The sequence below is a fragment of the Citrobacter sp. RHB35-C21 genome, assembly GCF_013816515.1.
GTDB classification, from domain to species: domain Bacteria; phylum Pseudomonadota; class Gammaproteobacteria; order Enterobacterales; family Enterobacteriaceae; genus Citrobacter; species Citrobacter braakii.
Window position 1 is genome coordinate 2,489,864 of the sequence record NZ_CP057147.1, and the last position, 12,968, is coordinate 2,502,831.

Here is a 12,968-nt window from a genome sequence, read left to right on the forward strand (position 1 = left end):
TTGTAATTGCCGGATGAGGCGCAGCCGTCATCCGGCAAATCATTTCTCGTGTTAATCGATCAAGTGATACTTTTCAGAAAGTACGTGCGCCAGATGTTTAAACATATTAAACACCGCCGTACTTTTGGGCGTCGGTAGCCCTTGCTCGTCTAAAAAGTAATCTCCGCTGAAAACCAGCACGCCATTTCGCTGCGTTACGCCGGTGGCGACAATCCCCGCCAGCGTGTCCTCATGCTCACGAATGATTTTGTTGGCTTCAATCAGCAGTGTTTCGCGATCGATGGGTTGAGTGTCTTTATGCATTATTTACTCCTTAAACAAGGACATTAGTCTACGCCGAGCCCGGCTTATGGGCAAATATTCCCTGACTTAAATGAAGGTCTTACGACAGTGTTGCAAGTGGCGAGATTTGTTTTTGCATGCTAATAAAGTTGCGTAACGCATTTTATCAGGTACAGTGTGACGCTTTCGTCAATCTGGCAACAGATTTGCTTGACATTCGACCAATACTCCGTCGTGCTATAGCGTTTGTGAGCGAAAAAGCCTGTTAACTCAGTTACATGAGAGTTACATTACAAGCGCGAATCAGTTTAAGGGTTGATATCCGCCGACGCAGAGACCATATCGATGTCTCGTCGCCAGTGGAAGGTGAATCAACGTGCGACGCATTCTGGAAGAATCAAATTAGGTAAAGGTGAATATGGGTAAAGCTCTTGTCATCGTTGAGTCCCCGGCAAAAGCCAAAACGATCAACAAGTATCTGGGTAATGACTACGTGGTGAAATCCAGCGTCGGTCATATCCGTGATTTGCCGACCAGTGGCTCAGCAACTAAAAAGAGCGCCGACTCAACCTCCACCAAAACGGCTAAAAAGCCCAAAAAGGATGAACGTGGCGCTCTCGTCAATCGTATGGGTGTTGACCCGTGGCACAACTGGGATGCGCGCTATGAAGTGCTGCCCGGGAAAGAAAAAGTTGTTTCTGAACTGAAGCAACTGGCTGAAAAAGCCGACCACATCTATCTCGCAACCGACCTTGACCGCGAAGGGGAAGCCATTGCGTGGCACCTGCGGGAAGTGATCGGCGGCGACGACACCCGCTACAGTCGCGTGGTGTTTAACGAAATTACCAAAAACGCTATTCGTCAGGCGTTTGAAAAGCCGGGCGAGCTGAACATCGACCGCGTCAATGCGCAACAGGCGCGCCGCTTTATGGACCGTGTTGTGGGCTATATGGTGTCGCCGCTGCTGTGGAAAAAAATTGCGCGAGGCCTGTCAGCAGGCCGCGTACAGTCGGTTGCCGTGCGTCTGGTGGTTGAGCGTGAACGCGAAATCAAAGCATTCGTTCCTGAAGAGTTCTGGGAAATTGATGCTAACACGACCACGCCAGGCGGTGACGCGTTACCGCTTGAGGTGACGCATCAGAATGATAAACCGTTCCGTCCGGTCAACCGGGAACAAACGCTTGCCGCCGTTAGCCTGTTGGAAAAAGCGCGCTACAGCGTTCTGGAACGTGAAGATAAGCCGACCAGCAGCAAGCCGGGTGCGCCGTTCATCACCTCCACGCTACAGCAGGCCGCCAGCACGCGTCTGGGCTTCGGCGTGAAGAAAACCATGATGATGGCGCAGCGCTTGTATGAAGCGGGCTACATCACTTATATGCGTACTGACTCAACCAACCTGAGCCAGGATGCGGTGAACATGGTTCGCGATTACATCAGCGATAATTTCGGCAAAAAGTATCTGCCGGAGAGCGCGAACCAGTACGCCAGCAAAGAGAACTCGCAGGAAGCGCACGAAGCTATCCGTCCTTCCGATGTCGCCGTTCAGGCGGAATCGCTGAAAGATATGGAAGCCGATGCGCAAAAACTGTATCAGCTGATCTGGCGCCAGTTTGTTGCCTGTCAGATGACGCCTGCTAAATATGATTCCACCACGCTGACGGTGGGTGCGGGTGATTTCCGTCTGAAGGCGCGTGGTCGTATTCTGCGCTTCGATGGCTGGACGAAAGTGATGCCTGCGCTGCGTAAGGGCGATGAAGACCGCATTTTACCTGCGGTGGATAAAGGCGATACGTTGACGCTCATCGAACTGACACCTGCGCAACACTTTACCAAACCGCCTGCGCGCTTCAGTGAAGCTTCGCTGGTGAAAGAGCTTGAAAAACGTGGGATTGGTCGCCCATCCACGTATGCGTCGATCATTTCTACGATTCAGGATCGCGGTTATGTTCGCGTTGAGAACCGTCGCTTCTACGCTGAAAAAATGGGTGAAATCGTCACCGATCGTCTGGAAGAAAACTTCCGCGAACTGATGAACTACGATTTTACCGCGCAGATGGAAGACAGCCTCGACCAGGTGGCAAATCACGAAGCCGAATGGAAGGGCGTACTCGACAACTTCTTCACTGATTTTACTCAGCAACTGGATAAAGCCGAGAAAGATCCTGAAGAGGGCGGTATGCGTCCGAACCAGATGGTGCTGACCAGCATTGATTGCCCAACCTGCGGTCGCAAGATGGGTATTCGTACCGCCAGCACCGGCGTTTTCCTGGGTTGTTCTGGCTATGCGCTTTCCCCGAAAGAGCGTTGCAAAACCACCATTAACCTGGTGCCGGAAAACGAAGTGCTGAACGTGCTGGAAGGCGACGATGCGGAAACCAACGCTTTGCGCGCCAAACGTCGCTGCCAGAAGTGCGGCACGGCGATGGACAGCTACCTTATCGATCCTAAGCGCAAGCTGCATGTATGCGGTAATAACCCTACCTGTGATGGCTATGAGATCGAAGAAGGCGAATTCCGCATCAAGGGTTATGACGGTCCTATCGTTGAGTGCGAGAAATGTGGCTCTGAAATGCACCTGAAAATGGGACGTTTCGGCAAGTACATGGCGTGTACCAACGACGAGTGCAAAAATACCCGTAAGATCCTGCGTAACGGTGAAGTTGCTCCACCGAAAGAGGATCCGGTTCCGTTGCCAGAACTGCCGTGTGAAAAATCTGATGCGTATTTCGTGTTACGTGATGGTGCTGCAGGTATCTTCCTGGCGGCAAATACGTTCCCGAAATCACGTGAGACACGTGCGCCGCTGGTTGAAGAGTTGTACCGCTTCCGCGATCGTCTGCCGGAAAAACTGCGCTATTTGGCAGATGCGCCGCAGACTGACCCAGACGGCAACAAGTCCATGGTTCGTTTCAGCCGTAAAACCAAGCAGCAATACGTTGCTGCGGAGAAAGACGGTAAGGCGACCGGCTGGTCCGCGTTCTTCGTTGACGGTAAATGGGTCGAAGGGAAGAAATAACAGCATTCCGGCTGAGTTTCTCCTCAAAGGGTCGCGTAAGCGGCCCTTTTTGTTTCTGGCGTATTATTTTTTGTCATCCCTATACAGCTCACATAGAAATGATATAGTGGTTATAGTTAACACACTTTTTATTATTAAATCGTATTAGCAGCGCCAACGAGCCTGCTCTGAAACGATGATTTGATGGCGCAAATCGGGATGGCTTAACATGAAATTACAGCAGCTTCGCTACATTGTTGAGGTGGTGAACCACAACCTTAATGTCTCCTCAACGGCGGAAGGGCTTTATACCTCGCAGCCAGGTATCAGTAAGCAAGTTCGTATGCTGGAAGATGAACTTGGCATCCAGATTTTTGCCCGTAGCGGTAAGCACCTGACCCAGGTTACGCCAGCGGGCCAGGAAGTCATTCGAATCGCGCGAGAAGTTTTGTCGAAGGTGGACGCCATTAAGTCCGTTGCTGGCGAACATACCTGGCCGGACAAAGGCTCACTGTATATCGCCACCACGCACACTCAGGCGCGTTACGCTTTGCCGAACGTCATTAAAGGCTTTATTGAGCGTTATCCTCGCGTCTCATTGCATATGCACCAGGGATCGCCGACGCAAATCGCCGAAGCCGTCTCGAAAGGGAATGCAGATTTTGCTATCGCGACGGAAGCCCTGCACCTGTATGACGATCTGGTGATGCTGCCTTGCTACCACTGGAACCGTTCGATTGTCGTTACGCCGGACCATCCGTTGGCGGGCAAATCCGCCGTATCCATTGAAGAACTGGCGCAGTACCCGCTGGTGACCTACACGTTTGGATTTACCGGACGTTCGGAACTGGACACCGCGTTCAACCGTGCGGGGCTTGAGCCGCGTATAGTTTTTACCGCGACCGATGCCGATGTCATTAAGACCTATGTACGCCTGGGCCTCGGCGTGGGGGTAATTGCCAGTATGGCGGTTGATCCTGTCTCCGACCCTGACCTGGTGCGCGTTGATGCCCATGATATCTTCAGCCATAGCACCACCAAGATTGGTTTTCGTCGCAGCACTTTTTTACGCAGTTACATGTATGATTTTATTCAACGTTTCGCGCCGCATCTGACGCGTGATGTGGTGGATACTGCGGTGGCGCTACGTTCCAACGACGATATTGAAGCCATGTTTAAAGATATTAAATTGCCTGAGAAATAATAACGGCTGTTACCTCGTCGGTATCCTCAAACATAAAGCGATACCGACGGCAGAGTCTGAATCTATTCAATATTTTTCCTCTATATATTAACCATATATTGTTTATGGTAAACACTTGCTAAAGTAGTTTCAAATTAGTAAGGTCGCCAAAAATCCCTCTCAAATATTTATAACCGATCAAATAATTAATTTATTTATCAGGTCGAGTATGAAAATTAACTGGCTTTTTTTGACCTTTTTTATTAGGATTCCTCCTATCTGATGATTAATTGTACCGATTGTTTGGTGCTTAAATGATAAGTGATTTCGATAGTATGAGGTTAGCGATGCCTTCAGGAAACCAGCCAGCACGCCGGGATCCCGTGATGAAACGTAAAGCCTGGTTCGCTGTGTTTCTTGGATCTGCCGTGTTCTGGGTTATTGTCGCGCTCGTGGTCTGGAACGTGTGGGGGTAGGTCATGTCCACACTGGAACAACGCTCCACCGTGATGCCATCTCCGGATGACCCTGAACAAGAGAGTCAACGCAGCGCAGAGAATAAGCCGAATATTCCAGCGACCTGGAAACTCTCTCCTGAACAACGGGCGTTTATCGATCTGTTTGCGGATGATGATGAACAGAAACAATAATTGATACGAATTTTATAATTATTATTAGTCCGTTGTCTTGTACTGCAAATATTTTATTCCGGGCAATCGTGATGAGCCATGCTTATCACCGTATTAACCTTGACCGCTTAAACCTTTCTCCTCGCCAGATACTTCAGTTGCCCCTTTTGTAGCCCTCCACTTTTATCAATTTGAGTTGTTATCAAAGCGTTACATTTTGTTTGTGTTATCTTTAATACTAACCCTGAGGAAAATCAGGGGATCCAACCCTGTCATTAAGGAGGAGCTATGTCGTCGACCCTACGAGAAGCCAGTAAGGACACATTGCAGGTTAAAGATAAAACCTACCGTTATTACAGTCTGCCGCTGGCCGCTAAATCACTGGGTGATATCACCCGTTTACCGAAATCGCTAAAAGTTTTGCTGGAAAACCTGCTTCGCTGGCAGGACGGTAATTCCGTTACCGAAGATGATATTCATGCGCTTGCGCATTGGCTGAAGACCGCCCATGCCGATCGAGAAATTGCCTATCGACCTGCTCGTGTTCTGATGCAGGATTTTACCGGCGTGCCGGCGGTGGTCGATCTCGCCGCCATGCGCGAAGCGGTAAAACGTCTGGGTGGGGATACGGCAAAAGTGAATCCGCTTTCGCCAGTGGATCTTGTCATTGATCACTCGGTAACGGTGGATCGTTTCGGTGATGATGATGCCTTCGAAGAAAACGTGCGCCTGGAAATGGAACGTAACCATGAACGTTATGTGTTCCTGAAATGGGGACAGCAGGCATTTAGTCGCTTCAGCGTTGTACCGCCGGGTACGGGGATTTGCCACCAGGTTAACCTTGAATATCTGGGCAAAGCTGTCTGGAGCGAGTTACAGGACGGTGAGTGGGTGGCTTATCCCGATACACTGGTCGGTACCGATTCCCATACCACGATGATTAATGGTCTCGGTGTGCTGGGCTGGGGCGTTGGAGGCATTGAAGCTGAAGCGGCAATGCTGGGTCAACCGGTCTCAATGCTGATCCCGGATGTTGTGGGCTTTAAACTGGTGGGTAAACTGCGGGAAGGTATCACTGCCACCGACCTGGTTCTGACCGTCACCCAGATGCTACGTAAGCACGGTGTAGTCGGTAAATTCGTTGAATTCTACGGTGATGGGCTGGACACCTTACCTCTGGCCGATCGAGCAACCATTGCGAACATGGCACCGGAATACGGCGCAACCTGCGGTTTCTTCCCGATCGATGACATTACCCTTGAGTATATGCGTCTGAGTGGGCGCAGTGAGGAACAGGTTGAGTTGGTCAATGCCTATGCCAAAGCGCAGGGAATGTGGCGTAACCCAGGGGATGAACCTGTGTTTACCAGTTCGTTGGAGCTGGATATGGGCAGCGTAGAGGCAAGCCTTGCTGGACCGAAGCGTCCGCAGGATCGGGTGGCGCTGGCTGATGTGCCGAAAGCCTTTTCGGCGAGTAATGAACTCGAGGTGAATAGCTCGCTGAAAGACCGTCAGCCAGTGGACTATACCATGAGCGGTCAGCAGTATAAGCTGCCGGACGGCGCGGTGGTGATAGCCGCTATCACCTCTTGTACCAACACCTCAAACCCAAGCGTATTGATGGCGGCGGGGCTGCTGGCGAAAAAAGCCGTCACGCTTGGTTTGAAACGTCAGCCATGGGTGAAAGCCTCGTTGGCGCCAGGATCGAAGGTGGTTTCCGATTATCTGGCAAAGGCTGGGTTCACTCCGTACCTTGATGAGCTGGGATTTAATCTTGTGGGTTATGGCTGTACCACCTGTATTGGCAACTCTGGACCCTTACCCGATCCTATCGAAACAGCCATCAAAAAAGGCGATCTTACAGTTGGGGCAGTGCTTTCTGGAAACCGTAACTTTGAAGGTCGTATCCATCCGCTCGTGAAGACCAACTGGCTGGCGTCTCCGCCGCTGGTGGTGGCCTACGCGCTGGCGGGGAATATGAATATCAACCTGACGAAAGATCCGTTAGGCCATGACAGAAAAGGCGATCCTGTTTATCTGAAAGATATTTGGCCGACAGCCAAGGAAATTGCCCGCGCCGTTGAGCAGGTCTCTACCGCCATGTTCCACAAAGAGTATGCTGAAGTCTTTGAAGGCACGCCAGAATGGAAAGCAATCCAGGTTGATCGCGCTGATACCTATGGCTGGCAGTCTGACTCGACCTATATCCGTTTGTCACCGTTCTTCGATGGTATGCAGGCTACGCCGGATCCGGTTCAGGACATTCACGGTGCGCGTATTGTGGCGATGCTCGGAGATTCTGTTACCACCGACCATATTTCTCCTGCCGGCAGTATTAAACCAGACAGCCCGGCGGGGCGCTATCTGCAAAGCCATGGCGTTGAGCGTAAAGATTTTAACTCTTACGGTTCACGACGCGGGAATCATGAAGTGATGATGCGCGGTACCTTTGCCAATATTCGTATTCGCAATGAGATGGTACCCGGCGTGGAAGGTGGTATGACGCGTCATTTGCCGGGAACCGAAGTGGTGGCTATTTATGATGCGGCCATGCAATACCAGCAGGAGAACGTGCCTCTGGCGGTGATTGCCGGGAAAGAATATGGATCCGGCTCCAGCCGTGACTGGGCGGCGAAAGGTCCACGTTTGCTGGGCGTTCGCGTGGTTATCGCAGAGTCTTTTGAGCGAATTCACCGTTCTAACCTGATTGGCATGGGCATTTTACCGCTGGAGTTCCCGCAGGGCGTCACGCGTAAAACGCTGGGATTAACCGGTGAGGAGGCGATCGATATTACGGACCTACAAAACATTAAACCGGGGGCGACAGTTCCGGTGAGTATGGTACGCGCAGATGGGCGTAAAGAGGTGATTCTATGCCGCTGTCGCATTGATACCGCGACGGAGCTAACGTATTACCAAAACGACGGCATTCTGCACTACGTGATTCGTAATATGTTGAATTAAAATTAAAAAAAGCCTGCGAGAGCAGGCTTTTTGATAGGCGGTGACAACGATTATTTGCCCAGCAAATGTCCCATCTTGGCGGCTTTGGTGTCCAGATAATGTTCATTTTTTGGATTACGGCCCACGATCAGCGGCACGCGTTCAACAATATTGATTCCCGCTTCGGTCAGGATTTCTACTTTCTTCGGGTTATTGGTCAGCAAACGTACCGCATCCACGCCCAGCAGCTTGAACATATCGGCACACAGCGTGAAATCGCGCTCGTCTGCCGCAAATCCCAACTGATGATTCGCTTCAACGGTATCATAACCCTGGTCCTGCAACGCGTAAGCGCGGATTTTGTTGAGCAGGCCAATGTTGCGTCCTTCCTGACGGTGATAAAGCAGAATACCACGCCCTTCTTCAGCAATGTGGGTGAGGGCCGCTTCAAGCTGGAAACCGCAATCGCAACGCAGGCTAAACAGCGCATCGCCAGTCAGACATTCGGAGTGGACGCGTGCCAGGACAGGTGTTTGGCCTGTGATATCGCCAAAAACCAGTGCGACATGATCGTGTCCGGTTGCCAGTTCTTCAAATCCCACCATCAGGAAATCACCCCAGGGGGTTGGCAGTTTGGCTTCTGCCACACGTTTAAGCTGCATGTAATTCTCCAGATTATGCTGGCACTCGTCGTGCCTTCGCCTGTCGGCTTCTGTTCTGTATTACACTATTTTGCCATAAGGCAACGACGTTCACCTAATCGCGACCACGGATTCGCTTTTGGAATGGCACAAAATTGTCAATTTTCCCGACGTGTGAATTTTTCAGTTATGATTGTGATACTTATCGACGAAAGGAGAGGCAATGCTGTCTATTGCAAAGCGCACCGCAGTGGGTACCGGACTGCTACTTATCATGCCGGTTGCCGTATGGGTATCAGGCTGGAGCTGGCAGCCGGGGCACAATGTCTGGTGGTTAAAGTCCTTGTACTGGGTAACGGAAACGGTGACGCAGCCGTGGGGAATTATCACTCACGTTGCGCTTTGTGCATGGTTTCTGTGGTGCCTGCGTTTTCGTCTTAAAGCCGCGGTAATGTTGTTTGCTATTCTGGCCGCAGCGATTTTAGTGGGACAGGGCGTGAAGTCCTGGGTAAAAGACAGGGTGCAAGAACCGCGACCTTTTGTCGTGTGGCTGGAAAAAACGCACCATATTCCGGTTGATGAGTTCTACACTTTAAAACGTAAAGATCGTGGGCATTTAGTCAAAGAACAATTGGCCGAACAGCAGGATATTCCAACGTTTTTACGCAAGCACTGGCAAAAAGAAACGGGGTTTGCCTTTCCGTCCGGACATACGATGTTTGCCGCCAGTTGGGCTTTACTGGGCGTAGGGCTGTTATGGCCCCGCAGACGTACGCTGACGATTGTGTTTTTGCTGATCTGGGCGACCGGCGTGATGGGCAGCCGCTTGCTGTTAGGCATGCACTGGCCGCGTGATTTGGTGGTGGCAACGCTGATTTCGTGGCTGCTGGTGACGCTGGCAACCTGGCTTGCACAGCGGGTATGCGGACCATTAACCCCACCAGTGCAGGAGAAAAAAGAAATCGCGCAGCGAGAACAAGAAAGCTAGCGATGATTGATTTTTCAAATTTTGCCCTCAAATCAGAAAGTGGAAAGCGCTTTTCCGTTTCGCACTCGTTGTGAAAATGGTAATTTAAAGGGCTCAACGCGGTAAGTTGGACACGATTTATTCGCTCAAACCACATAACGGGAAGTAATGTGAAATATTTACTCATTTTCTTACTGGTGTTGGCGATTTTTGTTATTTCGGTGACATTGGGTGCGCAAAACGATCAACAGGTTACGTTTAATTACCTGCTGGCTCAGGGTGAGTATCGTATCTCTACGCTGCTTGCTGTATTGTTTGCCGCAGGGTTTGCGATTGGTTGGCTAATTTGCGGCCTTTTCTGGCTGAAGGTTCGTGTGTCTCTTGCGCGCGCCGAACGTAAAATCAAACGACTGGAAAACCAGCTTGCGCCTGCGACCGACGTTGCGGTATCTGCCGATTCGTCGGTTGTGAAGGAATAATTATTTATGTTGGAGTTGTTGTTTCTGCTTTTACCTGTAGCCGCTGCCTATGGGTGGTATATGGGTCGCAGAAGTGCGCAACAAACCAAGCAGGATGAAGCTAACCGTCTTTCTCGTGACTATGTCGCCGGGGTTAACTTCCTCCTGAGCAACCAACAAGATAAAGCGGTGGATCTGTTCCTTGATATGCTAAAAGAGGACACAGGCACCGTTGAGGCTCATCTCACCCTCGGAAACCTGTTCCGCTCTCGCGGTGAAGTCGATCGCGCAATCCGCATCCATCAAACGTTAATGGAAAGTGCCTCGCTGACCTACGAGCAGCGTTTGCTGGCCGTGCAACAGCTGGGGCGCGACTACATGGCCGCGGGACTGTACGACCGCGCGGAAGACATGTTCAATCAGCTTACCGATGAAACTGATTTTCGGGTTGGCGCATTACAGCAACTGTTGCAAATTTATCAGGCCACCAGCGAATGGCAAAAAGCCATTGATGTAGCAGAGCGTCTGGTAAAACTCGGCAAAGACAAACAGCGTAATGAGATAGCCCACTTCTACTGCGAACTGGCCTTACAGCAAATGGGCAGCGACGATATGGATCGCGCCATGACGCTGTTGAAAAAAGGCGCCGCGGCAGACAAAAACAGTGCACGGGTATCCATCATGATGGGTCGCGTGTACATGGAAAAAGGTGATTACGCGAAGGCGGTTGAAAGCCTGCAACGGGTCATTTCCCAGGATAAAGAGCTGGTCAGCGAAACGCTGGAAATGCTGCAAAACTGCTACCAGCATCTGGGGAAAAACGATGAGTGGGCGGAGTTTTTACGTCGGGCCGTTGAGGAAAATACTGGTGCCGCCGCCGAACTGATGCTGGCTGATATTCTTGAGGCGCGTGAGGGGGCTGATACCGCTCAGGTCTATATCACTCGTCAGCTGCAACGTCATCCTACGATGCGCGTGTTCCACAAGCTGATGGATTATCATCTCCACGAAGCCGAAGAAGGGCGTGCCAAAGAGAGCCTGATGGTTCTGCGCGATATGGTCGGAGAGCAGGTACGCAGTAAACCGCGTTACAGCTGCCAGAAGTGCGGTTTTACCGCGTATACGCTTTACTGGCACTGTCCATCCTGCCGTTCATGGTCAACCATTAAGCCCATTCGCGGACTTGATGGGCTGTAATTTTTTAAAAAATCTCATTTTAGTTACAACATACTGTTGGGGTGTAATAGATCCATCCTCAACCTCCGTTGCCGCTTCGCCTGGCAGAAATGTAATCGCGCCTGTTAATTTTCTATTACCGCAGGTAGAATGCACGCCGTTTACCCATTTCGCGCCGCCGTGGGCGCCCATCCTCAAGAAGGTCTGGTCATGACGTTTACTGCTTCATCTTCTTCTCGTGCTGTTACCGATTCTCCTGTCGTTGTCGCTCTCGATTATTCTAATCGTGATAAAGCATTAGCTTTTGTCGACAGAATTGATCCTCGTGATTGCCGTTTGAAAGTGGGCAAAGAGATGTTCACGCTTTTTGGGCCTCAGTTGATTCGCGATCTACAACAGCGTGGTTTTGACATCTTTCTTGATTTGAAATTTCATGATATTCCCAATACCACCGCGCATGCAGTTGCCGCTGCTGCCGAACTTGGCGTCTGGATGGTTAACGTTCACGCTTCTGGCGGGGTGCGTATGATGACTGCAGCCCGTGAAGCCTTAGTGCCTTTTGGCCAGGACGCGCCGCTGCTGATTGCCGTGACGGTTCTGACCAGTATGGAAGCCAGCGACCTCGCCGATCTCGGCGTGACGTTGTCACCTGCAGATTATGCTGAAAGACTGGCGCGCTTAACCCAGAATTGTGGTCTGGACGGTGTCGTATGCTCAGCTCAGGAAGCGGTGCGATTCAAGCAGGCGTTGGGCCAGGCATTTAAGCTGGTGACGCCGGGGATTCGTCCAGAAGGCAGCGAGGCGGGCGATCAGCGTCGTATTATGACACCGGAACAGGCGCAGTTAGCAGGTGTGGATTACATGGTGATTGGTCGTCCGGTCACCCAGTCGGCCGATCCCGCGCAGACGCTGAAGATGATCAATGCTTCCCTGAAACGAGGTGCGTAAATGAACGACTCAAACTCTCGTCTGGTCTACTCTACCGACTCCGGGCGTATTGATGAACCGAAAACAGCGCCTGAGCGCCCAAAAGGCGATGGCATTGTTCGTATCCAGCGCCAGACCAGTGGTCGCAAAGGGAAGGGCGTGTGCCTGATTACCGGTATTGATCAAGACGATGCCGAACTGACCAAATTAGCCGCAGAACTGAAGAAAAAGTGTGGTTGCGGTGGAGCAGTGAAAGATGGCGTGATTGAAATTCAGGGGGATAAGCGCGACCTGATTAAATCGCTGCTGGAAGCTAAAGGAATGAAAGTTAAACTGGCTGGCGGTTAATAAAAAAGCCACGGAAACTTTCCGTGGCTTTTTAATAATACAGACCTGAAAAAGTAAACGTATTATTATATCGAGCCGTTTAACCGTAGATTATTTACCCACCTGGTGGCCAATAATACCACCTACTGCAGCACCACCCAGCGTACCCAGCGTGCTGCCGTCAGTCAGGACTGCACCACCTATTGCACCTGCACCAGCACCGATTGCGGTGTTACGATCTCGTTTGGACCAGTTAGAGCAGGCACTCAGCGACATTGCCAGAGTAATCGCCAGAATGGCAGCGGTCATTTTTTTGCTCGTTACTAACATAATACTTTCTCCTGAATTATTGATTCACGGAATCCAGTGTTCTTTAAGGATAGCGTCAAATTAAGACTATCGAAGATATTTCCGTGAAACCGTTTAGCGAAGGCATTACA

The 12,968-nt window shown here is 50.9% G+C and carries 13 protein-coding genes; 10 read left to right on the plus strand and 3 right to left on the minus strand.

Annotation, left to right across the window (positions count from 1 at the left end):
- Positions 1-51: 51 nt before the first annotated feature.
- A complete protein-coding gene (locus HVZ39_RS12180; protein ID WP_003020616.1) occupies positions 52-303 on the minus strand; it encodes a YciN family protein in 252 nt (83 codons plus the stop codon).
- 397 nt (positions 304-700) lie between these two features.
- On the opposite strand from HVZ39_RS12180, the gene topA reads away from it, so the two are divergent.
- The 5 genes from topA to acnA all read left to right on the plus strand — a co-directional run bounded on the left by topA (position 701) and on the right by acnA (position 8,053).
- Positions 701-3,298, plus strand: a complete 2,598-nt coding sequence (topA, locus tag HVZ39_RS12185) for a type I DNA topoisomerase (RefSeq protein WP_016153252.1) — start codon at positions 701-703, stop codon at positions 3,296-3,298.
- A gap of 208 nt (positions 3,299-3,506) precedes the next feature.
- Positions 3,507-4,481 (plus strand): HTH-type transcriptional regulator CysB, encoded by a 975-nt coding sequence (gene cysB, locus HVZ39_RS12190; RefSeq protein ID WP_016153251.1) that lies wholly within the window; start codon positions 3,507-3,509, stop codon positions 4,479-4,481.
- 314 nt (positions 4,482-4,795) lie between these two features.
- On the plus strand, positions 4,796-4,936 hold the full coding sequence (locus HVZ39_RS12195; RefSeq protein ID WP_220137871.1) for a YmiA family putative membrane protein: 141 nt from the start codon (positions 4,796-4,798) through the stop codon (positions 4,934-4,936).
- Positions 4,937-4,939: 3 nt separating this feature from the next.
- Entirely contained in the window at positions 4,940-5,110 is a 171-nt protein-coding gene (locus HVZ39_RS12200; protein ID WP_165500163.1) for a hypothetical protein, read from the plus strand.
- A gap of 267 nt (positions 5,111-5,377) precedes the next feature.
- The gene (gene acnA, locus HVZ39_RS12205; protein ID WP_181633652.1) at positions 5,378-8,053 is read left to right on the plus strand and encodes an aconitate hydratase AcnA; all 2,676 of its coding nucleotides are present in this window, start codon (positions 5,378-5,380) and stop codon (positions 8,051-8,053) included.
- 50 nt (positions 8,054-8,103) lie between these two features.
- Here acnA and ribA read toward each other — a convergent pair whose 3' ends face one another.
- Positions 8,104-8,694, minus strand: a complete 591-nt coding sequence (ribA, locus tag HVZ39_RS12210) for a GTP cyclohydrolase II (protein ID WP_016153247.1) — start codon at positions 8,692-8,694, stop codon at positions 8,104-8,106.
- A gap of 202 nt (positions 8,695-8,896) precedes the next feature.
- Here ribA and pgpB point away from each other — a divergent pair, with 202 nt between their 5' ends.
- The 5 genes from pgpB (at position 8,897) to yciH (ending at position 12,549) form a co-directional block, all read left to right on the plus strand.
- On the plus strand, positions 8,897-9,661 hold the full coding sequence (gene pgpB / locus HVZ39_RS12215; RefSeq protein ID WP_019076872.1) for a phosphatidylglycerophosphatase B: 765 nt from the start codon (positions 8,897-8,899) through the stop codon (positions 9,659-9,661).
- Between the two features lie 149 nt (positions 9,662-9,810).
- Positions 9,811-10,119, plus strand: a complete 309-nt coding sequence (locus HVZ39_RS12220; RefSeq protein ID WP_006684318.1) for a LapA family protein — start codon at positions 9,811-9,813, stop codon at positions 10,117-10,119.
- A 6-nt stretch (positions 10,120-10,125) separates the two neighbouring features.
- Positions 10,126-11,295 (plus strand): lipopolysaccharide assembly protein LapB, encoded by a 1,170-nt coding sequence (gene lapB, locus HVZ39_RS12225; RefSeq protein ID WP_181633653.1) that lies wholly within the window; start codon positions 10,126-10,128, stop codon positions 11,293-11,295.
- A gap of 189 nt (positions 11,296-11,484) precedes the next feature.
- Complete coding sequence (gene pyrF, locus HVZ39_RS12230) at positions 11,485-12,222, plus strand: orotidine-5'-phosphate decarboxylase (RefSeq protein WP_181633694.1); 738 nt, start codon at positions 11,485-11,487, stop codon at positions 12,220-12,222.
- Entirely contained in the window at positions 12,223-12,549 is a 327-nt protein-coding gene (yciH, locus tag HVZ39_RS12235; RefSeq protein ID WP_016153243.1) for a stress response translation initiation inhibitor YciH, read from the plus strand.
- A 90-nt stretch (positions 12,550-12,639) separates the two neighbouring features.
- On the opposite strand, the gene osmB is transcribed toward yciH, so the two are convergent.
- Entirely contained in the window at positions 12,640-12,858 is a 219-nt protein-coding gene (gene osmB, locus HVZ39_RS12240; protein WP_003020583.1) for an osmotically-inducible lipoprotein OsmB, read from the minus strand.
- Positions 12,859-12,968: the final 110 nt, after the last annotated feature.

What these genes read in the sequence shown, in the direction of transcription:
- HVZ39_RS12180 (WP_003020616.1), bottom strand. Translation starts at nt 303, where the DNA reads ATGCATAAAGACACTCAACCCATCGATCGCGAAACACTGCTGATTGAA.
- topA (WP_016153252.1), top strand. Translation starts at nt 701, where the DNA reads ATGGGTAAAGCTCTTGTCATCGTTGAGTCCCCGGCAAAAGCCAAAACG.
- cysB (WP_016153251.1), top strand. Translation starts at nt 3,507, where the DNA reads ATGAAATTACAGCAGCTTCGCTACATTGTTGAGGTGGTGAACCACAAC.
- HVZ39_RS12195 (WP_220137871.1), top strand. Translation starts at nt 4,796, where the DNA reads ATGAGGTTAGCGATGCCTTCAGGAAACCAGCCAGCACGCCGGGATCCC.
- HVZ39_RS12200 (WP_165500163.1), top strand. Translation starts at nt 4,940, where the DNA reads ATGTCCACACTGGAACAACGCTCCACCGTGATGCCATCTCCGGATGAC.
- acnA (WP_181633652.1), top strand. Translation starts at nt 5,378, where the DNA reads ATGTCGTCGACCCTACGAGAAGCCAGTAAGGACACATTGCAGGTTAAA.
- ribA (WP_016153247.1), bottom strand. Translation starts at nt 8,694, where the DNA reads ATGCAGCTTAAACGTGTGGCAGAAGCCAAACTGCCAACCCCCTGGGGT.
- pgpB (WP_019076872.1), top strand. Translation starts at nt 8,897, where the DNA reads ATGCTGTCTATTGCAAAGCGCACCGCAGTGGGTACCGGACTGCTACTT.
- lapB (WP_181633653.1), top strand. Translation starts at nt 10,126, where the DNA reads ATGTTGGAGTTGTTGTTTCTGCTTTTACCTGTAGCCGCTGCCTATGGG.
- pyrF (WP_181633694.1), top strand. Translation starts at nt 11,485, where the DNA reads ATGACGTTTACTGCTTCATCTTCTTCTCGTGCTGTTACCGATTCTCCT.
- yciH (WP_016153243.1), top strand. Translation starts at nt 12,223, where the DNA reads ATGAACGACTCAAACTCTCGTCTGGTCTACTCTACCGACTCCGGGCGT.
- osmB (WP_003020583.1), bottom strand. Translation starts at nt 12,858, where the DNA reads ATGTTAGTAACGAGCAAAAAAATGACCGCTGCCATTCTGGCGATTACT.